Source organism: Stenotrophomonas sp. YJH_SMC_91 (assembly GCF_059368495.1).
Genome location: NZ_JCAFRT010000001.1, coordinates 125,522 through 149,000, shown reverse-complemented (window position 1 = coordinate 149,000; position 23,479 = coordinate 125,522). Strand labels below are relative to the sequence as shown.

Here is a 23,479-nt window from a genome sequence, read left to right as displayed (position 1 = left end):
TCATTTTCCCTGCGTGCGGACCGTCTGCCGGCCCTTCACGACCTCGAAGGTGAAGGCGTACTGCAGGGTGACGGCCACCGGTTCGACCCGCTCGGCACTGCGGCAGTCGCCGCGATCAGCCGGCACTTTGCCTGCCGCGAAGTCGCAGACTGCGGCGGACGAGTACTTCCACATGGCAACCGCCTCCTGCGCTGCCTGCAGCAAGGGCGCATTCTCCGGTGCCTCACCCGCACTGCATTCGCTGCGGTCGGTCAGCGGGATGCTGCGCTCAACGCTACCCTGCGCATCCACCACCACCTGCAGGCAGACCGTAGTCGGCGGCAGCGAGGTGCGTGGATCACGCTCGCCCACTACCGGGTCCGGTGCCGTATGCAGTTGTGGCATGCGGTAGCCTTCGCTGGCGGCCAGCGCGTAGGGCTGGATCTGGCCGGTCCCTCCCCCCGCATCGGGTCGCAGGCGCTGGTGACCCACATTCTCGCTGCGGGTATCGGCGGTGGTCAGGCGATCCTGGGTTGCACATCCCGCCAGCAGCACCGCCATCATCAGCAGCGGCGCTCGCTTCACTTCGTGTCCTCGGTGTCATCCATGGCGTAGGTAATCGGGACGCGCACGGCACCGGCCACCGGCTTGCCGTTCTTCACTGCGGGCCGATAGGTCCAGCTGCGCGCCGCAGCAATCGAGACAGCATCGAACACCCCCGGATTGGTGGCGCTGAGCACCTGGACGTCGGTGGGATGGCCTTGGGCATCCACTTCCACGCGCAGGTTCACCACGCCCACCTGGCGCTGCTCGACCGCAGATTTCGGATAGGACGGCGGCGGCATCTTGTCGACCTGGATCTCCCGATCCATGACGGCCCCTGCCGCGCCTCCCGCGCCTCCGCCCTGGCTGGCCCACGCCACCGCTCCCATCCCCAGGCACACCCCGACCACCAGTACCTGTCCCGACACCCACGGCAATGCCTTCCGCTTGGACTGCTTCAACATGGCGATGCGCTCCTTCAACACGGGTTGGCTGCGCCAATGGCAGACCGCGGGCGCAACCGGGTGGACCAGCTGCGCCTTCAGCAGCGTGCTGGCGTAGAGGCCGCGCAGCGCAGGCTGCGGGCCGATGGTGCGGGCATCGCAGGCCAGTTCCTGGTCGCGCAGGAAGCGGCGTGCGGCCCAGGGCAGCAGCGGGTGGAACCAGAACACCGCGCGCACCAGCAACAGCGCGCCGTTGGCCCAGTGGTCGCCATTGCGACGGTGGCTGCGCTCGTGCTGCACGATCAGGTGCTGTTCCTGTGCACTGAAGTGCTGGTCGAAGTCAGGGCCGACCACGATGCGCGGCCGCCACAGGCCAACCAGCGCTGGCAGGCCCGGGTCGGCGCTGGCCTGCCAGCTGCCATCGGTGCGCGGCGTCAGTGGACCCATGCGCCGTTCGAAACGGCGCTGCGCACGCAGGTCGCGCAGCAGGCAGAGGCCCATGCCCAGCGCCCATGCCAGCAGCAGGGGTGCCCATGGCAGCGACTGCCCGCTCAGTCCATCCACGGCACCCGGCACGACTTTCAGCGGCAGCGTGGGTACCTGCTGCAACAACGCAACCTGCGGCAACGGCAGCATCAGTGCCAGCAGCAGCATCGGCAGCAACCACCAGCTGCGATAGGCCAGACCAGCGCCCCCCAATCGCACCAACAGCGGCCGCATCACCGCCAGCAGGACCGCGCCCACCGCCAACCACAGGCTGGCCTGCCACACTCCGTTGAGCAGCTCAGTCATGGTCCAGCTCTTGGATCAGTTTCTTCAGTTCGGCGATGTCCTGCGCACTCAACTGGCCGCGTTCGCTGAAGTGCGCGACCAACGGCGCAACGCGCCCTTCGAAGACACGGCCGATGAAGTCCTGGCTCTGCGCCTCCACCCACGCCTGGCGCTGCAGCAGCGGCCGGTACAGGTAGCGGCGGCCATCACGCTCGGCAGCAATCGCGCCCTTGGTCAGCAGACGATTGAGCAGGGTCTTGATGGTCGGTTCGGCCCAGTCGCGGTGGGCCAGTGCGGCGACCACTTCATCGGCGCTACGCGGTGCCTGCTGCCACAGCACCTCCATCACAACGGCTTCGGCTTCGCTGATCGGGGTCATGGTTTACATCCGTAATCGACGCAAAGATTACGCGCGTAATCGAATCCCCTGTCAAGCCCCTCGACTCCAGGTTCATCCCGGCTGCGCCAGCATCGATGCCTCCCGCCCCAGGCCCCGGATGAAGCCGCTGCCCAAGAAGGATTTCCCCGTCGAGCAGGCCCGCCGCTTCCTCGAACCCGGGCCGATCGTGCTGGTCAGCACCGCCTGGCGAGGCCAGCGCAACCTGATGACGCTGGGCTGGCACATGGTGATGGGCTTCTCGCCCTCGCTGGTCGCCACCTGCCTGTGGGACGCGAACCACAGCCACGCGCTGGCCCTTGGCAGCGGCGAGTGCGTGATCAATGTGCCCGGCGTGGAGCTGCTCGACACCGTGGTGGACATCGGCAACTGCAGCGGCCGCGAGGTCGACAAATTCGCCCGTTTCGAGCTCGATGCGCTGCCCGCGCGCGAGGTCGGCGCGCCGCTGGTCGGCCAATGTCATTCGTGCTTCGAATGCCGACTCTACGACGACAGCCAGGTGCAATCGAGCAACCTGTTCATCTGGGAAATCGTGCGCGCCCACGTCGCGCCCCGGCCGAAACTGCCGCGCACGGTGCATTACCGCGGCGATGGCCAGTTCATGGTGTCCGGCGCCGAAGTCTCGCGTCGACGGCGGTTCAAGCCCGACATGCTGTAATGCCAGCACTCCCCCACACGCAGGACCGCCGCGCATGACCGAACACCTCACCGACCTGGACGCCGCCGTCGACTGGTTGTTTGCGCGCGTGGACGGGCCGCTGCGGATCGGGGCACCGCTGGCACTGGGCAAGCCGCATCGGCTGCTCAATGCCCTTTATGCACGCGTCGAGCACGATCCGTCGCGACCGCTGCAGCTGTATACCGCGCTGTCGCTGAACCCGCCGAAGGCGCGCGGCAACGGCCTGGAAGCGCGCTTCATGGCGCCGTTCGCGCAGCGCCATTTCGGCGACGATTTCCCGCGCCTGGCCTATGCCGATGCGATCGCGCGCGATGCGCTGCCGGCACATGTGCAGGTGGAAGAGTTCTACATGCAGTCCGGCGCCCTGCTCGGTTCGCGCCAGGCGCAATCCAGCTATACCAGCCTGAACTACACCCACGCCGCCGATGCGGTCGCGCAGCGCGCGCCGCAGGTGATCGTGCAGAAGGTGGCGATGCGGCCGAACGATCGCCGGCTTTCGCTGTCGTGCAACAACGACATCACCCAGGACACGCTGGATGCGATGACCGCGCGCGGGCTGCCGCGCCCGTTGCTGATCGCCGAGATCGATCCGCAGCTGCCTTACATGGGCGGCTCCGCCACGGTCGATGTGTCGTTCTTCGATCTGGTGATCACCCCGCCGCCGCCCTATCCGGCGCTGTTCGGGCTGCCGCGGCAGCCGGTGGGCGATGCCGACTACGCCATCGGCCTGTACGCCAGCACGCTGGTGCGCGACGGCGGCACCCTGCAGATCGGCATCGGCACGCTGGCCGACGCGCTCAGCCATGCGCTGGTGCTGCGCCACACCGACAACGCGCGCTACCGCCGCGTGCTGCATGCGCTGGATCCACACCTGGCCAGCCACCCGCTGGTGCAGGAGATCGGCGGACTGGATCCGTTCGAGGTGGGCCTGTACGGCTGCAGCGAGATGCTCAACGAAGGCTTCCGCCGGCTGGTGCAGACCGGGGTGATCAAGCGCAAGGTGCACGACGACCTGGCGCTGATGCAGCGCATCGAGAACGGCAGCACGCTGTCCATCGACCACGCCACCCTGGCCGCCGAGGGCGAGTACCTGCACGGCGCGTTCTACCTGGGCTCGCCGGAGTTCTACGAGTGGCTGCGCACGCTGCCGGAAGACGAATGCCGTGCGATCGGCATGCGCCGCATCAGCGAAATCAACCAGCTGTATGGCGGCAACGAGACGCTGGAGCGCCTGCAACGCCGCCATGCGCGCTTCTTCAACTCCTGCATGATGGCCACTGCACTGGGTGCGGCCGTGTCGGATGCGCTGGACGACGGACGTGTGGTGTCCGGCGTGGGTGGCCAGTACAACTTCGTGGCGATGGCACATGCCCTGCCGGAAGCGCGCAGCGTCTTGATGTTCCGCGCGGCGCGCGATGACAAAGGCCAGCGCGAATCCAACGTGCGCTGGAACTACGGGCACACCACCATCCCGCGCCACCTGCGCGACATCTACCTCAACGAATACGGCATCGCCGATCTGCGCGGCCTGACCGACGAGGACTGCGTGCATGCGATGACCGCGATCACCGAAGCCCCGTTCCAGAGCGGCCTGCTGCAGCAGGCACACGCCTCGCGCAAGCTGTTGGCGGCGTCCCAGCCCGACCCGCAGCGCCTGCAGCGCAATACGCCGCAGGCACTGGCCGCGGCACTGGCACCGTTCCGCGCCGACGGCAGCCTGCCGGACTATCCGCTGGGCAGCGACTTCAACGAGATCGAGCAGGTGCTGGTGAAGGCGCTGGGTTGGCTGAAGGCCAACACGCAGACCCGCGGCGACAAGCTGCGCACGGTCTGGGCGGCTCTGCGGCAACCGGCCGGCGACGGCGATGCGGTGTACCTGCAGCGCATGGGTCTACAGGCCCCGAAGGATTTCGCCGAACGTCTGGACGCGCGACTGCTGCGGCTGGCGCTGGCGCGTACCGCCTGAGAAAAGGGGACGGAGGGGATTAAGTCGCATGTGCACAAACGACTTAATCCCCTCCGTCCCCTTTTTCCTGCGGCAAAGAAAAGGCCGGCGTGCGCCGGCCTTTCCTCATTACGTCGCGAAGCTGCTTACAGCGACTTGGCCGCTTCCACCACGTGGGCAGTGGTGATGCCGAAGTGCTTGTACAGCTGGTCGGCCGGGGCCGAGGCACCGAAGGTGTCGATACCGATCACGGCACCGTCCAGGCCGACGAACTGGCGCCAGAAACCGGTGACGCCGGCTTCCACCGCCACGCGCTTGCGCACGGCGTTCGGCAACACCGATTCACGGTAGGCCGCATCCTGGCGCAGGAACACGTCGGTGGACGGCATCGAGACCACGCGGGTCTTGAGGCCGGCCGCGTCCAGCTGGGCCTTGGCTTCGGTGGCCAGCGAGACTTCCGAACCGGTGGCGATCAGGATCACGTCCGGGATACCGGCAGCGTCGGCCAGCACGTAACCACCGCGCTCGATCTGGGCGATCTGCTCAGCGTTGCGCGGCTGGTGCGGCAGGTTCTGGCGGCTGAACACCAGGCAGCTCGGGCCGTCCTGGCGGGTGATCGCAGCCTTCCAGCTCACCGCCGACTCGACCGCATCGCACGGACGCCACACGTCGTTGTTCGGGATGTAGCGCAGCGAGGCCAGGTGCTCCACCGGCTGGTGGGTCGGACCATCTTCGCCCAGGCCGATCGAGTCGTGGGTGTAGACGTGGATGGCGTGGGCCGGGATCAGCGCGCTCATGCGCACGCCGTTGCGGGCGTAGTCGCTGAACACCAGGAAGGTGGCGTCGAACGGAATGAAGCCACCGTGCAGGGCCAGGCCGTTGGCAATGGCGGTCATGCCGAACTCGCGCACGCCGTAGTACACGTAGTTGGCGTTGGCGTCGTCGCTGGCGACCGACTTGCTGCCCTTCCACAGGGTCAGGTTGGAGTGCGCCAGGTCGGCCGAGCCGCCGACGATTTCCGGCAGCAGCGGGGCGTAGGCTTCGATGGCCAGCTGCGACGCCTTGCGCGAGGCGATCGTCGGGCCTTCGGCGGCCACCTGGGCGATGTAGGCATCGGCCTTGGCAACGAAGTCGGCCGGCAGTTCGCCATGCGAGCGGCGGGTCAGTTCGGCCGCTTCAGCCGGGTACTGGCTGGCGTACTTGTCGAACAGCTGTTCCCATTCGGCCTGGCGCAGCGTGCCGGCGCCGTTGGCGCGCCAGCCGTCGTAGATCGCCTGCGGGATCTCGAACGGACCGTATTCCCAGCCCAGCTGCTTGCGGGTGGCTTCCAGTTCGTCCTTGCCCAGCGGTGCGCCGTGGCTGGATTCCTTGCCCGCCTTGTTCGGCGAACCAAAGCCAATGGTGGTGCGGCAGCAGATCAGGGTCGGCTTGTCGCTCTGCGACAGCGCGGCCTCGATGCCGGCCTTGATGCTCTCCGGGTCATGGCCATCGACATCGCGCACCACGTTCCAGCCATAAGCCTCGAAACGCTCCGGGGTGTTGTCGGTGAACCAGCCTTCGACGTTGCCGTCGATGGAGATGTGGTTGTTGTCCCAGAAGCAGACCAGCTTGTGCAGGCCCCAGGTACCGGCCAGCGAAGCGGCTTCATGCGACACACCTTCCATCAGGCAGCCATCGCCCATGAACACCCAGGTGCGGTGGTCGACCACTTCCAGCTCCGGGCGGTTGAAGCGCTGTGCCAGCAGCTTCTCGGCCAGGGCGAAGCCCACGGCATTGGCGAAACCCTGGCCCAGCGGGCCGGTGGTGGTTTCCACGCCCGGGGTCTCGTGGCGCTCCGGGTGGCCGGCGGTGTGGCTGCCCAGTTGGCGGAACAGCTTCAGCTGCTCGATCGGCAGGTCGTAACCGCTCAGGTGCAGCAGCGCGTACTGCAGCATCGAACCGTGGCCGTTGGACAGCACGAAACGGTCGCGGTTGAACCAGTGCGGGTTGCTCGGGTTATGGCGGAGGTAGTCGTTCCAGAGGACTTCGGCGATGTCGGCCATGCCCATGGGCATGCCGGGGTGGCCGGACTTTGCGGTTTCAACCGCATCGGCGGCAAGGAAGCGGATGGCGTTGGCCAACTGGCGACGGGTAGGCTGCGTCATGGTTCTGTCGGAATCGGGAGGCGGCCGCGGACGTGCGGGCGGCCTATTGTCCCATAGTCGCCGGGCGGGGGGTCGGTTCAGCTTGCCCGGTCGTGCCGGCCGCTGGCCGGCAGTTGCGCAGAATTCAATGAAGATCATGAAGTTGCCGGCCAGCGGCCGGCACTACCCGCCCCCGGAGTCCGGGGGCGGGAATCCGGACTCAGTCCTGCTGCGGGCCCAGCGCCGGGCCGTCGTGCGATTCGCCCTTGGCCACCAGGGTGGTCAGGGCCAGGTCGCCGGTCACGTTCAGCGCCGTACGGCACATGTCCAGGAAGTGATTCACGCCCAGGATCAGGCCAATGCCCAGCGGGTTCACGCCCACCATCGCACAGATCATCGCCACCACCGGCAGCGAGCCCGACGGCACGCCGGCGGTGCCGATGCCACCGAGGATGCAGACCGCCATCACCATGATCTGCTGGCCGATGCTCAGGTCCACGCCGAAGAACTGGGCCAGGAAGATCACCGTCACGCCCTCGAACAGCGCGGTGCCGTTCTGGTTGGCGGTGGCGCCCACGGTCAGCACGAAGCGCGACACGCGCTGCGGCAGGCCCATCTGGTCGGCCACGCGCAGCGCGGTCGGCAGGGTGGCGTTGCTGGAGGCGGTGGAGAACGCCATCACCGTCGCTTCCTGGGTATCGCGGAAGAACGACAGCGGCGAACGGCCGGACAGCCACACGGCGGTACCGTAGGTCACGATCATGTGCAGGCCGAGTGCCAGCACCACCACGCCCACGTAGGCACCGAGGCGGATGATCAACTCGAAGCCGAACAGCGCGGCCAGGTTGAACATGAAGCAGGCCACCGCATACGGGGCCAGGCGGATGACCAGGTTGATCAGGGTCATCGAAATTTCGAACACGCCTTCAATGGCGCGACGCAGCGGGGCCACCTTCTCGTTGTCGGTCAGCACCATGCCGATGCCGAACATCAGCGCGAAGAACATCAGCGACAGGATTGCGCCGTTGTCGGACGCGGCCTGCAGCACGTTGCTCGGCACGATCGACAGCAGCATGTCCATGCCCTTCGGCGTGCCATGGATGCCAGCAACGATTTCCTTGCTGCGCTCGGCGTTCTCCGAGAGCATCATCGCGGCGACCTGCGGATCGACGCCGGCACCCGGCTTGAGCAGGTTGACCAGCACCAGGCCGATGCCCACGGCAATGCCGGACAGCAGCACGGTATACGCCAGGGTCTTCCAGCCGATGCGGCCAAGGGCGCGGATGTCGCCCATCTCCGACACGCCCATGATCAGCGCCGAGAAGATCAGCGGCACGATCAGCATGAAGATCAGGTTGAGGAACAGGCCCGACGCCGGGGTGGTGATGTAGTCCATTACCCACTTGGCACCGGCCTGCAGACCATCGACGCTGCCGCCCAGGGCGTGCACGATCAGTCCCAGGATCAGGCCGATCGCAAAGCCGATGCCCATCTTCCAATGCAGGGGCAACTTCTTCTTGTCGGCAGCAGCTGCTGTCATGCGCGGGTTTCCTCGAAAAATGAATGCACTCTAACAAAGCGCGCAAGCGGCGCCGGTTCAGGTTCGCCGCGTTGGATACAGCGGCGCCAGGCCAGTGTCAGCGGCGCCGGTAGCCGCCGACCAGTGCGGTCCGTCACGGAAGACCTCGCGCAGACGCGCGCGCAGCGATGCCAGGTCGCCCTGCCCGCCCCAGCGTGCCTGCTGCAGGTCCTGCAGCACCTGGCGCTGGCGAGGGTCATCCAACCGCGCGATGACCTGCTCGATGCGCTCAACCCCGGCCATCGCGCACAGCTGCGCTTCCACCTGATCGAAGCCTTCGCCATCCAGCGTGCGGCGCAGTTCGGTCAGGCCGGCACGTCCGCGCGCCACAGTCGGCACAGAGGGCTTGCCGGCTGCAGGCGTCGCCGCACGCGGTCGGCGGCCTCGCCGCCAGCCCCACAACAGGGTCAGCAGCCACAGCAGCGCCAGGCCGATGGCCGCGCCCATCCACGGCCAAGGGCGTTCGGCCAGGCCGCTGGCGCGCGGATCGGTCGCGGCGATGCGGCTGTCCTGGCCATCGCTGCCGGGCAGCGCGGCATTGGTGTCGATCGGCGGCAGCGGCGCAGGTGAAGCACTGCCACCGCCATTACCGGCTGCGACAGCCAGTGTCAGGTCCGGCAGCTTCGCTTCCTGCGCCTTGCCCGCGCGCACATCCCACCACGGCAGGCGCGGCCCCGGCACCACCAGCGAGCCTGGCTGGCGCGGCACGATCGAATAGCGGCGGGTGATCTTCAGCCGCGGCGTGCTGCCATTGAACGATTCTTCGTACTGCGCAGGTTCGGCGAATACCTGCGCATGGGTGCCCAGATCCGGCACCGGCAGGTCGGTGAACTGTGCGCGGGTTGCCCCTTCGGCAATCGCCTCGACCACCACAGTGGCGGCCTCACCGGTACGGGCGCTGGTCGGCGCACTGGTGTAGCGCAGCTGGAGGCTCTGCAGCGGAAGCCATGGCTGCGGCGCCTGTGCCGGTTGCGCCTGCACCTGCAGCGTGCGATCGGCGCCGGTGGCATTCATGCGGCCGTCGCCGCCGCCGAAGAAGTCGTCGAAGAAGCCACCGGCACTGCGCCCACTGAAGCGCGCACCGGCCAGCCGAAGTGCACCGCTGCGCTCGGGGATCAGCAGGAAGCGGCGCTCGACCACGTTGTAGCGGCGGCCGTTGACCTGCCGCACATCGGTGCGGTCATCGCCTACCCGCTGCAGCGACGCACCCGCCGGGGTATCCAGCACCAGTTCGCCAGAGGCCAGCTGAGAGGCGAAGAACAGTCTGACCACCACGCCTACGCTCTGCTGCACATACGGCGTTTCGTCATCGACAACGGTTTCGATGAATGCCACCGCATTGCTGTCGGGGCCGGCCACGGCAGCGGCATCCACCTGCAGGGCCAGCGGCGCGGTACGGACGCTGCCCACCTGCAGGCCCGGCACCACCAGTGCACCACTACGCCGTGGCGTCAGCGCCACGCCATACAGGTTGCGCTGCTGCATGCTGCCGTTGCTCCACTCCACCTGGCGGCTGCTGGTCTGCCCGCTGAGGTCGAAGTCGGTACGCAACGGTGTGAAGTCAGGGGCACCCTGGTCGCTCTCGACATTGAGCGTGACCGTGTCGCCCATCGCGATGCGGTCGCGGTCCAGCCACGCGCGCGGCTGCGCCCAGGCCAGCAGCGGCAGCCACAGCAGCAGCGCCGCCAGTACCTGTCGGGGCCAGTGCCCGTGCATGTTGATCGCCCGCGTCATCGCCCTTCCCTCTTCCTGCGTTCATTTTCCAGCTGGAACTTGGCCCGCAGCAATGCGCCCGGATCATCCGGCACGCGCCGCATCCACGCCTCCACCGCCTGTTGCTCCTCGCGTTGGCGCGGAGTAGTGCCGTCACTGCCTGGCACGGGTTTGCCATCCTGTCCGCCCTTGCCCTCACGTGCCTGCTGCATCGCCTGCTGCATGCGCTGGCGCTGCTGCTTATCAGCCTGGGCCTGCGCCTTGGCATCCTCCACCTGTGGTGGCGCCTGCTGTCCATCTCGGCCACGCTCGCCGGGCTGAGGCGCCGACTGCGCGTCGTCGTCACCCGCCTTGGGCTGCCCCTGCTGGCCCTGCTGAGATGGTGGCTGACCCTGTCCTGGATCCTTCTGGCCCTGCTGCGGTTGCTGGCCCTGCTGCGGTTGCTGGCCCTGCGGGTTCCGCTGGCCCTGTGAATTGTTCTGCTGCTTCTGCTGCCCGTTCTGCTGCGGTTTCTGCTGGTCCTGGCCCTGCCCCCCCGACTGCTTGCGCTTGCGTGCGGCATCAACCACGGCACGGTTGGCGACCGCATCGGCCATGCCGGGATGCAGCGCCAGCGCGCGGTCGTAGGCGGCGATGGCTTCGTCGTAGCTGCCCTGGCGCGCCAGCGTGTTGGCCAGGTTGTACCAGCCCGCATCACTGTCGATGCCCTCGAACTGCTTGCGCGCAGTGGCGAAGTCGCCCGCGCGATAGGCCTGCACGCCGTCGGCCAGGCGCTGGTGCTGCAACTGGTCGGCGCGCTTCCACAGCGTGCCCTGCGATGGCGGCGAAGCGGGCGCTGGAGCTGCCTGCGCCTGCACATCCCCCATCCATGGCAGCAGGCCCACCGCCAGTACTGCGGCCAGCAGCGCGCGGCGTCTGAAGGCGAGCAGCGCCAGCAGCATCACCGGTGGCAGCAGCCAGAATCCTTCATCGCGCCATTGCCTGCCCTCGCCGGGCCGCTGCGCCGCAGTACCTTCGCGTGCATCAAGCACACCCAGTGCGCGCAGGTCACTGCCATCGGCGGTGATGCGCGCATAGCGACCGCCACCTGCCGTGGCCACCGCACGCAGGCGACCTTCGTCCAGCGCAGCCTGACGGATCTGTCCGCTGTCGTCACGATACGCCGCACCCGCCGGTGTACCGAGCCCCAGCACCGACACCTGCAGGCCGAGACCACGTGCCTGCGCGGCCGCCAATGCAGCTTCACCATCGGCTTGATCGGTGACCAGCAGGATCTGTCCCTGCGGTGCAGCGATCTGCCGCATCAGCCGCGTGGCCCAGTCGATGCCACGGTCGGCACGCTGGCCATCACGCGGCATCACATCCGGCGACAAGGCATCCAGATACAGCGCGACGTTGCTGCCGTCATCGGTCAGCGGCGCGACGGTGTAGGCATCTTCGGCGTACACCACCAGCCCCACCTGCCCACCCTTGCGTGCGCGCAGGAGCTCGCCGACCTTGGCCCTTGCCTGCAGCAGGCGCGACGGTGGCAGGTCGGTGGCAGTGATGCGGCTGGACAGATCCAGCACGATCAGCAGCGGTGCGCTGGGCTGGAACATCGGCTGTGCCTGCTGCCGCCAGCTCGGCCCCGCCATCGCCAGTGCTGCCAGCGTCCAACCCAGCAGCACTGCCAATGGCAGCCGCACGCGACGGCGAGCACCGGCGGCCAGCAGATGCGGCAACAGGTGCGCATCCACCGCCTGCCGCCACGCATCGCTGCGCCGCTGCCGGTACAGCGCCACGGCGAGAATCACCGGCAAGGCCAGCAAGGCCCACAGCCATTCCGGGCGCAGGAAGTGCAGTGCATTCCAGTCGGGAAGATGGGATGCCAACGCGATCATCGACGGCGCTCCGGCCACACCCATGCCAATGCCCCCAGCAGCAAGGCCAGGCCCAATGGCCACGCATAGCGCTCCTCGCGCGGGCGCAGGCTCGGCCCCTTCGCAGCGATCGGCTCCAGACGATCCAGTTCGGCGTAGATGCCGGCCAGCTGCGCGGTATCGCGTGCGCGGAAGAACTGGCCACCGGTCAGGCTGGCAATCTTCTTCAACGTGGCCTCGTCGACCGGGTCCTGGTCAGCGGAAATCGGAATACCGAGGAAGCGCATGCTGCCATCGCCACCGAACGCGACGGTGTGGATGCGCACCCCTTCAGCTTGCGCGACTTCGGCCGCACGCAGCGGTTCCAGCACGCCGGCATTGCTGACGCCGTCGGTCAGCAGGATCAGTACACGTTGCCCTTCCGGCTGGCTGCGCAGGCGCTTCACCGCCAGGCCGATGGCATCACCGATGGCCGTCTCGCGCCCGGCCAGGCCGACCACGCTGTCGCGCAGCTGGTCGCGCACACTGGCCAGGTCCGCAGTGAGTGGCGTGAGCGTATAAGCGCGGTCCCCGAAGATCAGCAGGCCGATGCGATCGCCGGCACGACGATCCAGGAAATCGGCCAGCACGGCCTTGGCTGCGGTGAGGCGATCCACCGCCTGCCCCCCCAGCACCATGTCGCCCTCGCCCATGCTGCCGGACACGTCCATCGCCAGCATCATCTGCCGGCCCTGCTGCGGTGGCGTGATCGCTTCGCCCAGCTGTTGCGGGCGAGCCAGTGCGACACACAGCGCGCACCAGCCCAGCCACAACAGCAGCCTACGCAGCCACGACCCATCGACGCGGCCGCCACCGGCCAGCGCTTCCAGTTCCGTCGCCGCATAGGGCACGCGCAGCGCAGCGCCGGGATCGGCACGACGCTTCCACCAGCGCATCAGCAACGGCAACGGCAGCGCCAGCAGGGCCAGCGGCCACGCCAGCTGCAGGTCGGGCCATGGCCAGTAACTTGCCAGCAGGTTCATCGGCGGCGCTCCAGCAGCATCGCCAGGTAGCGCTCGCGCGCCCAGCTACGCACGGCCGCCACTTCGCTGGCGTCCACGCGGGGACGATAGGCACCTTCGGCCAGGAGGTTGCGGCGCGCATCCGGCAACGTGCCCTTCGGATCCACGCGCTGCCACCAGGCATCGTCACGCAGGGATTCACTGCCGGGCTGTGCCTGTCGCGCGGCGCGACGCAGCAGGCCGGCGATCGCCGCCAGTTCCGCGGTGGCATCGGCGGTGGTGGCCAGCTCCTGGTCGAACGCCTGTAACCAGCGTTGGCGACGACGGCGGCGCTGCCACCACAGCAGGGCCAGCGCCAGGATCACCAGCAACACCGCGCCACCGACCATCAGATAGCCGGGGGCCGGCGGCCACCACGACGGTGCCGGCGGCAACTGCACATCGCGCAGCGGAAGGTTGGCGCTCATGCCGGCACCTCGGTTACCGGTGGTGCCAACCAGGCGTCGCTGGGCGCATCGGTGGACAACACCTGCACGTCAACGCGGCGTGCGCCGAGCTGGCGGCGCAGCGCCTGCAGTGGTTCGACGAAGTGCGCCTGCCAGTGCGCCTGCACCTCGCTGCGACGCAGGTCGAGGCCAATGCGCTGCTGCGCGGTCTGGAACTGCAGGGCCGCCGAGGGCGGTTGCAGTTCGAGGGGATCGACCAGCAGCACCAGGCTGAGGTCATGGTGCTGGGCCAGCGCGCTCCAGCGCACGACGGGAATCCGCGCGGCCTGCTGCGGATCGGCCAGCACCAGCATGCGCGCCCCGGGGCGCAGCACGCGGGCGGCATGGTCCAGCGCGCGTTCCAGGCCGAGATCGTCGGCGGGTGGCTGTGCGTACCAGCGGGTGAGTGCGTCGAGCACACGCAGTACACCACGCGGCCCACCCGCAGGTGCAATCGGCGCTTCGCGGTCACTGCCGCGCAGGGCACCCACGCGGTCACCGCGACGCTGCGCCGACCACGCGGCGACGGCGCCCGCGCGTGCCGCCTGCACCGACTTGAATCGCACGCGGGTGCCGAAATACAGCGCCGGCGACGTATCGGCCACGATCAGGCTGACCCGCTCGCGTTCGGCCTGGAAAAGCTTGGTATGGGCACGGCCGGTCCGCGCGGTCACGCGCCAGTCGATATGCCGTGCATCATCACCGGCCACGTACTCGCGTGACTCGGCGTACTCCATGCCACGCCCACGCAGCGGCGACGGCGCCTGCCCGGCGTTGCCGGCACGGCCACGGCGTGGCGGCGGCGGCCGCTGTGCCAGCCGGCGCAGGGCTACCAGTTCGGACAGGTGCGGGCGCAGTCCGTCGCCATCACTGACGGTGGATGCGGCTTCCAGGGATGGATCGGTCATGCGCGGGCTCAGGGTGCCGGCACCCGGGCCAGCAGCTCCTGCACCAGGCGTTCGCCATCCCAGCCTTCGGCGGTGGCTTCGTAGCTGGGCAGCACGCGATGGCGCAGCACGTCGGCGGCAACCGCACGCACATCGTCGGGGGTGACGAAGTCACGGCCGGCCAACCAGGCGCGTGCACGGGCGCAGCGTTCCAACGCAATGGAACCACGCGGGCTTGCGCCCCAGGCGATGCGGCGCCCGAGGCCGGCGTCATAGCGCGACGGATCACGCGAGGCCAGCACAAGTTCGACCAGGTAGCGCTCCAGCGCCGGCGCCATGTGCAGGTCCAGCACTTCGCGGCGGGCATCGAACACATCCTGCATCGGCAGCTTCTCCGGTGCGGGTGCCGCCTCGCCCAGGGCGCCACGGGCACGCTCGCGGGCGAGCCGCAGGATCTCCGATTCGGCGGCCTGGTCCGGATAGCCGATGCGTACGTGCATCAGGAAACGGTCCAGCTGCGCTTCCGGCAGCGGGAAGGTACCTTCCTGCTCGATCGGGTTCTGCGTGGCCATCACCAGGAACAGCGGCGGCAACGCATAGGTGTGGCGGCCAACCGTGACCTGGCGCTCGCCCATGGCCTCCAGCAGCGCCGACTGCACCTTGGCCGGCGCACGGTTGATCTCGTCGGCCAGCAGGATCGGGTGGAAGATCGGGCCAGGTACGAATTCGAAGCGCCCTTCCTGCGGGCGCCAGATCTCGGTGCCGGTCAGGTCGGCCGGCAGCAGGTCGGGGGTGAACTGCACGCGGGCGAAATCCGCCTCCAGGCGCGAGGCCAGTGCGCGGATGGCCGTGGTCTTGGCCAGTCCCGGGGCGCCCTCCACCAGCAGGTGCCCGTCGGCCAGCAATGCGATCAACAGGCGTTCGACCAAAGCCGCCTGGCCGACGATTTCGGCCGACAGCGCGTCGCGCAACTGGTTGAAGGCGCCATGCAGGCGGGAGGCGGCCGGCGCGGGCGGCGGCGAGACGGTTTCGGGCATCGGCGGTGGCAGGTTCATGGGGGCCTTTGACCGGCGCGGGACGGCACGGGTTCCCCACATCATCGCAGGGTGCCCTGCGATTGGCATCAAGAACGGCTGAACGGGCCTCTCCTCCACGCATGGCGTGGATCTACCGGATCATCCGCGGACTACGTCCGGCATGAACGAAGAAGGGCCGCACATGGCGGCCCTTGTTCGTGTCGCGGGTTCGCTGGCTCAGTTCTGCCTGGCCACGCGCAGCACCTTCGGGGTGACGAACACCAGCAGCTCGGCCTTGTCCTTGCTGCGGCCACGCTTCTTGAACAGGTTGCCCAGGAACGGTACATCGCCCAGGAACGGAACCTTGCTGATGCTGTTGCGGTCGGTGAACTCGTACACACCACCGATGACCACGGTCTGCCCGTCCTCGACCAGCACTGCGGTGTTCACTTCGCGGCGGTTGATCGACGGCACGGTGCCATAGCCTTCCAGCTGGATCAGCCGGTCCACTTCGTCCTTCTTCACCTGCATGTTGAGGAACACGCGGTTGTCGTTGGTGATGGTCGGGGTGACCTTCAGTTCCAGCACCACTTCCTTGAACTGCACGTTCGGCGTAGCGACACCGCCCGCACCGGCGCTGATGGTCACATAGCCGATTTCCTTACCCTGCTTGATCAGGGCCTCGCGCTGGTTGGTGGTGACCACGCGCGGGTTGGAGATCACTTCACCACGCGACTCCTCCTGCATGGCCGACAGCTCGACGTCCAGCAGGTAGCCGGCATTGAGGATCGACAGCGCAAGCGAGCCTGCCGGGTTGGTGGACGCCGCCGGCATGGCCCAGTTCAGGCCACGGGTGATTGCCGAGCCGACCGGCACCGGCGCCGGGCCCGTACTGCCACCGGCCAGCCAGTCGCGGTAGGCCTTGGCGTTGGTCGCATTGGCTTCGACCTGCGACTTGCGGGTTGCCTCGTTGGCTTCCAGATTGCCGCTGAAGTAGGCGTTGTCGCGGCTGCCACTGATGCCGAACCGCGCGCCCAGCTCACGCGCGAACGTATCGGTGGCGATCACGATGCGGCTTTCGATCAGCACCTGGTCGACCGGGCGGTCGATCACGTTGATCAGCTCACGCATGCGCGCGATCTTCTTCGGAATGTCGCTGATCATCAGCGTGTTGGTGCGCTCGTCGGCAACGATGCGGCCACGGCCGGACAGGAAGCCACTCTCCTCCTGCGACGACCCACCACCACCGCCACCTGCGCCACCACCGCCACCACCGCCGATGCCCTTGGCTTCGGTCAGGGCTTTGAAGATCTGGGTGGCGCTGTGGTAGTTGATCTGGACGTAATCGGTCACCAGGTCTTCGCGGTTCTCGATGGCGATGCGCGCGTCTTCCTTCTCCTGCTCGAACTTGGCCAGCTCGGCCTGCGGGCCGACCCAGATCACGCTGCCATCGCGTCGCTTGTCCAGGCCCTTGGCACGCAGCACGATGTCCAGTGCCTGGTCCCACGGCACGTTGACCAGGCGCAGGGTCACATTGCCCTGCACCGAGTCGGAGGCCACCACGTTGAGGTTGGACTCTTCGGCGATCAACTGCAGCACGGTGCGCACTGGCACGTCCTGGAAATTGAAGGTCACCGGCTTGCCGGTGAAGCCACGCTGGCCGACGGCCTTTGCGGCCTGGGTGACGCTGCCGGCGGTCACTGCACCGACGGCGGCCGGAGCCTGCCGCGCGCTGATCTCCACCACGTATTCGTTGCCGCTCTGGTAGGCCAGTGACTCCACCGCACCGCCGGTGCTCAGCACCAGCTGGGTGCCGGCGCCGGACGGCTTGGCGTCGATGCGCTGCACCGGCGTGGCGAAGTCGACGACGTTCAACGGCTTCTGCAGGTTGGCCGGCAGGCGGGCATTGCCCACGTCGACCACCACGCTGTTGCCCTGCGTGCGCAGGTCCGGGATCGCGCCCTGGCCGTCAAACTGCACGATCAGGCGGCCCGCGCCATCATCGCCGCGCTTGAAATCGATCTTGGCCACCGACAGGCCGGCCGGTGCCGCGGCCGGTGCGACGGTGGTGCCCACCGGCTTCTCCGCCGGTGCGGCGGCCAGCGCCGGAGCGCAGGCCAGCATCAGCGCGACTCCCAACGCGCTGACACGGTTCAAGGTAGAGCGCCGGTTGGGACGCAGCCCCTTGGCTTGGTGAAAGGTCATCGTGCTATCCCCAGTAAACGATCATTGATCTTCAAGCGAGAGCGTTGCCGGCCGTTCCAGCCAGCCACCCGCGCCATCCGGCACCAGTTCGATCAGCTCCACACGGTCTTCGAAGACCGCAGTGACCCGCCCGTCGCTCTGCCCCAGGTAACCGCCCGGGCGCACCCGGTAGGTCACCTTGTCCGGTCCCATCACCAGTGCGACGGTGCCGCCGCCGGTGCCGATGGTACCGACCATGTCCAGTGCGTCCAGCGGGAAGCCCTCCAGGGGCTCCTTGCGCCGGTTCGGATCCGGCCGCAATCCGCCATTCCCCTGCGGATTGGTCCAGGCATCGGTGAACGGATCACGCAGGCCCTGCGCGGAGTATTCGAAGGTCTCGAACTGCTGCATCACAGGCAACGGTTCCAGCGGCTGCGCCGGCCGGGCACGTTCGCCTTCCACCCACTTCTCGAGATTCGGCGCATCGCCCGGCGTGCTGGTCACGCCACGGCCGCAGGCGGCCAGCAGCAACACGGCAGCGGCCATCCCGCAGCGTGCAAAGAAGGAACGGATCACTTGCTGCCCTCCTTGCCGGCTTCAGCCTTCTGCTGTTCCTGCACCTCGGTTTCGTCGAGATACCGGTAGGTCTTGACCGTGCCGGACAATTCCAGCGCACCGGCACGCGAACCACCTGAAGCCTTGTCCGCCGGCTTCAGGTTGATGTCGTGCATGGTCAGGATCACCACGCGCGGCAGCGAGGCCACGCCACTGACGAACGCACCGAACTGGTGGTAGCTGCCCACCATCTTCAGCTTGATCGGCTTCTCGGCGTAGAACTCCTTGACCTGCTCCTGTTCCGGTTCGAACAGCTGGCTGGTCAGGCCGCTGGACAGCGCGGTCTGCGAAATGTCGATGATCAGGTCCGGCATTTCGGTCTTGCTGGGCAGCTGCCGCAGCATCTGCTGCAGGACCTGCTCCATCTGCGCCAGCTGCTGCTTCAGCGGCCCCAGGTTCACCGCGCGTTCCTGCTGCTTGGAGAACTCGGTACGCAGATCGCTTTCCTTCGACTCCAGGCTGGCCAGTTCATCGCGCTTGCCGCTGATCAGCAGCATCCACGCAACGAACATGATGACCAGGGCCAGCAACGAACAGAAGACGATCTTGGCCTTCTGCGGCCAGTTGCCGATGTCGTTGAAATCCAGGTTCTTCAGATCGATTTTCTGGCTCATGCGCGACCCCCCTGCAGCGGGGCGTAAGAGGCCTGCGGCGGCTGCGCCAGGCGGCTGCCCTCAGGCCTGGCGGCCGGTGCCGGTGCGGCGGGCTGGTTCGGCTTGGCCGGTGCAGGTGCAGGCGCCGGCGCAGTAGCCGGAGCGCTGGCGGGCGCTGCTGCCGGGGCCGCCGCCGGTTGGGCCGGGGCCGGTGCTGTTGCAGCAGCCGGGGCCGCGGCATCGGGGCCGGCGGCAAGCGGCGCCACGGCAGGCGTCGCAGCCGGCGTGGTCGCCACGCTGCCATCGGCGTTCAAACCGGGGGTGCCGGTCTCTTCACTCTGCGCAGGCAGCTTCACCGTGACCTTGAACATGTACGGCAGTGCCTTGATGTCCGATACCGGGCCGGCTGCACTCTTGTCTCCGGCGCTGGCCTGGATGATCGACAGCTCCGGGTTGGTCATCCAGCCGGAGGTTTCCAGGTTGCGCATGTAAGCCGACACGCGGGCATTGGACTGGGTGCGTCCCTCGAGGGTGAGCATGTCCCCCTCCTGCTGCAGGGCGGTCAGCACCACGCCGTCGGGAATCGTGCGCACCAACGCGTCGAACAGGTGGACCATCTGCGAGCGCTTGGCCTGCAGTTCCTCGATCACCTTCTTGCGGGCCAGCAGGCGGTCCTTCTGCGCATCGAGGCGATCGATCTCCTTGTTCTGTTCCTTGACCTTCTCGATCTCGGCTTCCAGATAGGCATTGCGGTCCATCTGGCCGCTCACCTGCCGGTCGTAATAGAACCAGATCAGCAGCGACAGCAGCAGGCCACCGATTGCGGCCATGCCCAGCATTGCGTAGAACTCGCGCTGGCGTTGCTTGCGCCGCTCGGCGCGCCAGGGCAATAGATTGATGCGTGCCATCAGTCGAAGCTCCTCAGCGCCAGACCGGTGGCGATCATCAGCGCGGGGGCATCCTGGGCCAGCGCATGTGCGTTCACCTTCGGGCCCAGGGTCATCTGTGCCAGCGGGTTGGCGACCACGGTCGGCACGCCCAGCTGTTCCTCGACCATTTCCGGCAGCCCGCCCAGCACGGCGCAGCCGCCGGCCAGCACGATGTGATCAACGCGGTTGAACTCACTGCCTGCATAGAAGAACTGCAGCAGGCGGCTGATCTGCTGGACCGTGGCTTCCTTGAACGGCTCCAGCACTTCCATCTCGTAGCTTTCCGGCAGCCCGCCCTGACGCTTGGCCAGGCCGGCCTCCTCGTAGCTCAGGCCGTAACGGCGCATGATCTCGTCGGTCAGCTGCTTGCCACCGAACACCTGTTCGCGGCTGTACAGGCTGCGGCCGCCGCGCAGGACGTTGAGGGTGGTCATGGTGGCGCCGATATCGACCAGCGCGACCACGCCGTCGATGGACACCGGCAGCTCGCTGGCGACCAGTGCGTAGGCGTTCTCGACCGCGAAGGCCTCCACGTCCATCACCTTGGCCTGCAGGCCACCCAGTTCCAGGGCCGACTGGCGCAGTTCCACGTTCTCCGAACGCGACGCGGCCAGCAGCACCTGGACCATCTCCGGGTTGTTCGGGATCGCCCCGATCACCTCGAAGTCCAGGTTCACTTCCTCGATCGGGTACGGAATGTAGTTGACCGCTTCCAGCTCGATCTGGGCTTCCATGTCGTTCTCGTCGAGCTCGGCCGGCATCGGGATCACCTTGGTGATCACCGCCGACCCGGCGACGGCGGCAGCGGCCAGCTTGGCCTTGCTGCCTGAACGGTTCATCGCACGGCGGATGGCCTCACCCACGGCCTCCACTTCCACGATGTTCTTCTCTACCACCGCATTCGGCGGAAGAGGTTCCACAGCGTAATGTTCCACACGGAAACGATTGCCGCTGCGGGACAGCTGCAAAAGCTTTACCGCAGTCGAACTGATGTCGACGCCTACAAGCGGCGACTGACTTTTTGGGATGAGCCCCACGGTTTCTCCCCTGCCGACGGGCACTTGGACGCAAGACCTGCGCCCGAGCATTAATAACGTATTCTTAGCAAATGGCAACGGCCCCGCTGTGAAGTTCCTCACGGATTCACGATGCAGCCCCTGACTGTTCCCCTTGCGCTCCCCGGTGCCGACCCCAGCCGCCACCTTGCGTAATCTATACTCTGCGACCACGAAATTCGCAATCGGAATCTGAACCCGATGACTCGACTCCGCCGCTGGCTGCGCTGGATCTTCCTGATTGTCCTGGTCCTGGCGCTGATCGGCGCGGCCGCCGTGGGCGGTCTGTACTACGCTGTGTCCTCCAAGCTTCCCGACGTGCAGACCCTGCGCGACGTGGAAATGCAGGAGCCGATGTACGTCTATGCTGCCGACGGCAAGCTGATGGCGGTGTTCGGCGAGACCCGGCGCACCCCGATCACCATGAAGGACGTGCCCGAGCGCCTGAAGCAGGCCTTCCTGGCCACCGAGGACGCCCGCTTCTACGAGCATGGCGGCGTGGACTACATGGGCATCGGCCGTGCGGTGTGGCTGCTGGCCACCACCAACGACAAGCGCGTGCCGGGTGGTTCCACCATCACCCAGCAGGTGGCCCGCCAGTTCTTCCTCAGCTCCGAGTACAGCTACACCCGCAAGCTGGCCGAGATCCTGCTGGCGCGGAAGATCGAGTCCGAGCTGAGCAAGGATGAGATCTTCGAGCTGTACCTGAACAAGAGCTTCTTCGGCAACCGCGCCTACGGCGTGGCCGCCGCGGCCGAGTTCTACTACGGCAAGAAGCTGAACGAGCTGGACCTGGACGAGATGGCCTCGCTGGCCGGCATCCCCAAGTTCCCGTCCTCGGGCAACCCGATCTCCAACCCGGAGCGCGCCCGCCAGCGCCGTGACAACTATGTGCTGCAGCGCATGGCCGACCTGAAGTTCGTCAGCCAGGCCGAGGCCGACGCGGCCAAGGCCGTGCCGATGCATGCCACCGCGCATGAGCCGCCGGTGCAGGTCGATGCCCCGTACGTGGCGGAGCTGGTACGCCAGGAAATGATCGCCCGCTTCGGCGGTGATGTGGTCAACAAGGGTTACCACGTCACCACCACCATCGACTCCACCCTGCAGACCGCCGCCAACCAGTCGGTGCGCGACGGCCTGCTGCTGTACGACCACCGCCACGGCTGGCACGGCGTGGAGAAGCAGGTGCAGGTGGGTGCCGGCGAAGACGCCGCTGCCCTGGCCGAGCACCTGCGCGGCATGTACGGCCAGGCCGGCCTGCTGCCGGCCATCGTCGCCAGCACCGGCGCCGATGGCAGCGCCACCGTGGTGCTGGCCAACCGCAGCGAGATCGTGCTGCCGGCCGGTGCCGCCAAGTGGACCAACAAGACCCCGGGCAAGCTGGTGCAGCGCGGTGACATCGTGCGCGTGCGTGCCGGTGCCAAGGAAGGTGAGTGGCTGCTGGACCAGATCCCGCGCGGCCAGTCCGCGCTGGTCTCGCTCGATGCCCACAACGGCGCCCTGAAGGCGCTGGTCGGTGGTTTCAGCTTCTCCGGCAACAAGTTCAACCGCGCCACCCAGGCCCGTCGCCAGCCGGGTTCGAGCTTCAAGCCCTTCATCTACGCCGCGGCCTTCGACAAGGGCTACAACCCGGCCTCGATCGTGCTCGACGCCCCGGTCGTGTTCCGCGACCGCCGCGGCAAGACCTGGGCCCCGCAGAACGACGGCGGCGGCTTCCGCGGCCCGATGCGCCTGCGTGAGGCGCTGGTGCAGTCGCGCAACCTGGTCTCGGTGCGCCTGCTCGATGGCATGGGCGTGGACTACGCGCGCAAGTACATCAGCGAATTTGGTTTCGCCGAATCCGAACTGCCGCCGAACCTGTCGATGTCGCTGGGTACCGCCTCGCTGACCCCGCTGTCGGTGGCCCGTGGCTACGCTGTGTTCGCCAACGGCGGCTCGCGCGTGGACACCTGGCTGATCGACCAGGTCAATGACCGCGACGGCAACCTGGTGTTCAAGGAAAACCCGGCGCTGGCCTGCCGCGACTGCGCCGGCAGCAGCGACCAGCCGGTCAACCAGGTGGTGGACGGCTTCAACTTCGGCGCCCCGGCCCCGAAGGTGGACCCTGCTGCAGCCGCCAAGGCCGAAGCCAAGACCGAAACCCCGGCCGCGCCGGCCAACCCCGATGCCCGCACCGCTCCGCGTGCGATCGACGCCCGCACCGCCTACCAGCTGGTGTCGATGATGCGCGACGTGGTCCAGCGCGGCACCGGCGTGCAGGCCAAGGTGCTCGGCCGCGAGGACGTGGGCGGCAAGACCGGCTCCACCAACGACCACCGCGACGCCTGGTTCTCCGGCTTCGGCGGCCCGTACGTGACCACCGTGTGGGTGGGCCGCGACGACTTCCGCTCGCTGGGCTACCGCGAGTACGGTGGCAAGGCGGCCCTGCCGATCTGGATCGACTACATGCGCACCGCGCTGAAGGACACCCCGATCGCGCAGAACGAGCCGCCCAGCGGCATGGTCCAGGCCACGCTCAACGGCGCGACCGAGTGGGTGAAGGTGGAAGACATGGACCGCCTGACCGACTACGACCTGAACCTCAATACGCCGCAGGCCGACGCCGCCGCGTTCGATATCTTCTGAGGAACGGTCCGGTGGGTGCCAACCTTGGTTGGCACCGATGCGGCTCCGGTAGAGGCCA

General features: G+C 67.6%; 19 protein-coding genes. 3 read left to right on the top strand and 16 right to left on the bottom strand.

From position 1 onward, the window contains the following. Genes AC5P5X_RS00645 through AC5P5X_RS00635 form a run of 3 tightly spaced genes read right to left on the bottom strand, consistent with a single transcriptional unit; the run spans position 1 to position 2,115 of the window. Positions 1–564 (bottom strand): hypothetical protein, encoded by a 564-nt coding sequence (locus AC5P5X_RS00645; protein ID WP_076739760.1) that lies wholly within the window; start codon positions 562–564, stop codon positions 1–3. Beyond that, positions 561–1,757 carry a M56 family metallopeptidase gene (locus tag AC5P5X_RS00640; protein ID WP_012481134.1) on the bottom strand — a complete coding sequence of 399 codons (1,197 nt, stop codon included), beginning with the start codon at positions 1,755–1,757 and terminating at the stop codon, positions 561–563. Before AC5P5X_RS00640 ends, AC5P5X_RS00645 begins: the two co-directional genes overlap by 4 nt. After that, positions 1,750–2,115 carry a BlaI/MecI/CopY family transcriptional regulator gene (locus AC5P5X_RS00635; RefSeq protein ID WP_012481135.1) on the bottom strand — a complete coding sequence of 122 codons (366 nt, stop codon included), beginning with the start codon at positions 2,113–2,115 and terminating at the stop codon, positions 1,750–1,752. Before AC5P5X_RS00635 ends, AC5P5X_RS00640 begins: the two co-directional genes overlap by 8 nt. 118 nt (positions 2,116–2,233) lie before the next feature. Between AC5P5X_RS00635 and AC5P5X_RS00630 the strand changes: the two genes are divergently transcribed. Both AC5P5X_RS00630 and AC5P5X_RS00625 read left to right on the top strand, forming a co-directional pair. Next, positions 2,234–2,791, top strand: a complete 558-nt coding sequence (locus AC5P5X_RS00630) for a flavin reductase family protein (RefSeq protein ID WP_012481136.1) — start codon at positions 2,234–2,236, stop codon at positions 2,789–2,791. A gap of 34 nt (positions 2,792–2,825) precedes the next feature. Further along, on the top strand, positions 2,826–4,778 hold the full coding sequence (locus AC5P5X_RS00625) for an acetyl-CoA hydrolase/transferase C-terminal domain-containing protein (RefSeq protein WP_012481137.1): 1,953 nt from the start codon (positions 2,826–2,828) through the stop codon (positions 4,776–4,778). 125 nt (positions 4,779–4,903) lie between these two features. Here AC5P5X_RS00625 and tkt read toward each other — a convergent pair whose 3' ends face one another. The 13 genes from tkt to AC5P5X_RS00560 form a co-directional block, all read right to left on the bottom strand. Next, on the bottom strand, positions 4,904–6,901 hold the full coding sequence (gene tkt / locus AC5P5X_RS00620; protein WP_111189051.1) for a transketolase: 1,998 nt from the start codon (positions 6,899–6,901) through the stop codon (positions 4,904–4,906). Between the two features lie 199 nt (positions 6,902–7,100). Continuing rightward, positions 7,101–8,420 carry a dicarboxylate/amino acid:cation symporter gene (locus AC5P5X_RS00615; protein WP_005410848.1) on the bottom strand — a complete coding sequence of 440 codons (1,320 nt, stop codon included), beginning with the start codon at positions 8,418–8,420 and terminating at the stop codon, positions 7,101–7,103. Positions 8,421–8,477: 57 nt separating this feature from the next. Further along, on the bottom strand, positions 8,478–10,193 hold the full coding sequence (locus AC5P5X_RS00610) for a BatD family protein (RefSeq protein ID WP_111189052.1): 1,716 nt from the start codon (positions 10,191–10,193) through the stop codon (positions 8,478–8,480). Then, complete coding sequence (locus tag AC5P5X_RS00605) at positions 10,190–12,052, bottom strand: VWA domain-containing protein (RefSeq protein ID WP_111189053.1); 1,863 nt, start codon at positions 12,050–12,052, stop codon at positions 10,190–10,192. The genes AC5P5X_RS00610 and AC5P5X_RS00605 overlap by 4 nt, the downstream gene beginning before the upstream one ends. Beyond that, positions 12,049–13,053, bottom strand: coding sequence for a vWA domain-containing protein (locus AC5P5X_RS00600; protein WP_062605740.1), 1,005 nt, complete (start codon positions 13,051–13,053; stop codon positions 12,049–12,051). The genes AC5P5X_RS00605 and AC5P5X_RS00600 overlap by 4 nt, the downstream gene beginning before the upstream one ends. Next, entirely contained in the window at positions 13,050–13,499 is a 450-nt protein-coding gene (locus AC5P5X_RS00595; protein ID WP_076739771.1) for a DUF4381 family protein, read from the bottom strand. The genes AC5P5X_RS00600 and AC5P5X_RS00595 overlap by 4 nt, the downstream gene beginning before the upstream one ends. Continuing rightward, complete coding sequence (locus AC5P5X_RS00590) at positions 13,496–14,425, bottom strand: DUF58 domain-containing protein (protein ID WP_049396145.1); 930 nt, start codon at positions 14,423–14,425, stop codon at positions 13,496–13,498. The genes AC5P5X_RS00595 and AC5P5X_RS00590 overlap by 4 nt, the downstream gene beginning before the upstream one ends. 8 nt (positions 14,426–14,433) lie before the next feature. After that, positions 14,434–15,459, bottom strand: coding sequence for an AAA family ATPase (locus AC5P5X_RS00585; protein ID WP_005410854.1), 1,026 nt, complete (start codon positions 15,457–15,459; stop codon positions 14,434–14,436). Between the two features lie 198 nt (positions 15,460–15,657). Beyond that, on the bottom strand, positions 15,658–17,625 hold the full coding sequence (locus AC5P5X_RS00580; RefSeq protein WP_005410855.1) for a type IV pilus secretin PilQ: 1,968 nt from the start codon (positions 17,623–17,625) through the stop codon (positions 15,658–15,660). A 21-nt stretch (positions 17,626–17,646) separates the two neighbouring features. Then, complete coding sequence (locus AC5P5X_RS00575; RefSeq protein ID WP_044571441.1) at positions 17,647–18,150, bottom strand: pilus assembly protein PilP; 504 nt, start codon at positions 18,148–18,150, stop codon at positions 17,647–17,649. A 26-nt stretch (positions 18,151–18,176) separates the two neighbouring features. Then, positions 18,177–18,833 (bottom strand): type IV pilus inner membrane component PilO, encoded by a 657-nt coding sequence (locus AC5P5X_RS00570; RefSeq protein ID WP_076739774.1) that lies wholly within the window; start codon positions 18,831–18,833, stop codon positions 18,177–18,179. Further along, positions 18,830–19,720 carry a PilN domain-containing protein gene (locus AC5P5X_RS00565; RefSeq protein ID WP_012481141.1) on the bottom strand — a complete coding sequence of 297 codons (891 nt, stop codon included), beginning with the start codon at positions 19,718–19,720 and terminating at the stop codon, positions 18,830–18,832. Before AC5P5X_RS00565 ends, AC5P5X_RS00570 begins: the two co-directional genes overlap by 4 nt. Further along, positions 19,720–20,778: a pilus assembly protein PilM gene (locus AC5P5X_RS00560; protein ID WP_005410860.1), complete on the bottom strand. Its 1,059-nt coding sequence runs from the start codon at positions 20,776–20,778 to the stop codon at positions 19,720–19,722. The genes AC5P5X_RS00565 and AC5P5X_RS00560 overlap by 1 nt, the downstream gene beginning before the upstream one ends. Before the next feature lie 219 nt (positions 20,779–20,997). Here AC5P5X_RS00560 and AC5P5X_RS00555 point away from each other — a divergent pair, with 219 nt between their 5' ends. Then, positions 20,998–23,421: a penicillin-binding protein 1A gene (locus AC5P5X_RS00555; RefSeq protein WP_005410861.1), complete on the top strand. Its 2,424-nt coding sequence runs from the start codon at positions 20,998–21,000 to the stop codon at positions 23,419–23,421. Positions 23,422–23,479: the final 58 nt, after the last annotated feature.

Coding starts and splice junctions, on each gene's coding strand:
- AC5P5X_RS00640 (WP_012481134.1), bottom strand. CDS start 1,757: ATGACTGAGCTGCTCAACGGAGTGTGGCAGGCCAGCCTGTGGTTGGCG.
- AC5P5X_RS00635 (WP_012481135.1), bottom strand. CDS start 2,115: ATGACCCCGATCAGCGAAGCCGAAGCCGTTGTGATGGAGGTGCTGTGG.
- AC5P5X_RS00630 (WP_012481136.1), top strand. CDS start 2,234: ATGAAGCCGCTGCCCAAGAAGGATTTCCCCGTCGAGCAGGCCCGCCGC.
- AC5P5X_RS00625 (WP_012481137.1), top strand. CDS start 2,826: ATGACCGAACACCTCACCGACCTGGACGCCGCCGTCGACTGGTTGTTT.
- tkt (WP_111189051.1), bottom strand. CDS start 6,901: ATGACGCAGCCTACCCGTCGCCAGTTGGCCAACGCCATCCGCTTCCTT.
- AC5P5X_RS00615 (WP_005410848.1), bottom strand. CDS start 8,420: ATGACAGCAGCTGCTGCCGACAAGAAGAAGTTGCCCCTGCATTGGAAG.
- AC5P5X_RS00610 (WP_111189052.1), bottom strand. CDS start 10,193: ATGACGCGGGCGATCAACATGCACGGGCACTGGCCCCGACAGGTACTG.
- AC5P5X_RS00605 (WP_111189053.1), bottom strand. CDS start 12,052: ATGATCGCGTTGGCATCCCATCTTCCCGACTGGAATGCACTGCACTTC.
- AC5P5X_RS00600 (WP_062605740.1), bottom strand. CDS start 13,053: ATGAACCTGCTGGCAAGTTACTGGCCATGGCCCGACCTGCAGCTGGCG.
- AC5P5X_RS00595 (WP_076739771.1), bottom strand. CDS start 13,499: ATGAGCGCCAACCTTCCGCTGCGCGATGTGCAGTTGCCGCCGGCACCG.
- AC5P5X_RS00590 (WP_049396145.1), bottom strand. CDS start 14,425: ATGACCGATCCATCCCTGGAAGCCGCATCCACCGTCAGTGATGGCGAC.
- AC5P5X_RS00585 (WP_005410854.1), bottom strand. CDS start 15,459: ATGAACCTGCCACCGCCGATGCCCGAAACCGTCTCGCCGCCGCCCGCG.
- AC5P5X_RS00580 (WP_005410855.1), bottom strand. CDS start 17,625: ATGACCTTTCACCAAGCCAAGGGGCTGCGTCCCAACCGGCGCTCTACC.
- AC5P5X_RS00575 (WP_044571441.1), bottom strand. CDS start 18,150: ATGGCCGCTGCCGTGTTGCTGCTGGCCGCCTGCGGCCGTGGCGTGACC.
- AC5P5X_RS00570 (WP_076739774.1), bottom strand. CDS start 18,833: ATGAGCCAGAAAATCGATCTGAAGAACCTGGATTTCAACGACATCGGC.
- AC5P5X_RS00565 (WP_012481141.1), bottom strand. CDS start 19,720: ATGGCACGCATCAATCTATTGCCCTGGCGCGCCGAGCGGCGCAAGCAA.
- AC5P5X_RS00555 (WP_005410861.1), top strand. CDS start 20,998: ATGACTCGACTCCGCCGCTGGCTGCGCTGGATCTTCCTGATTGTCCTG.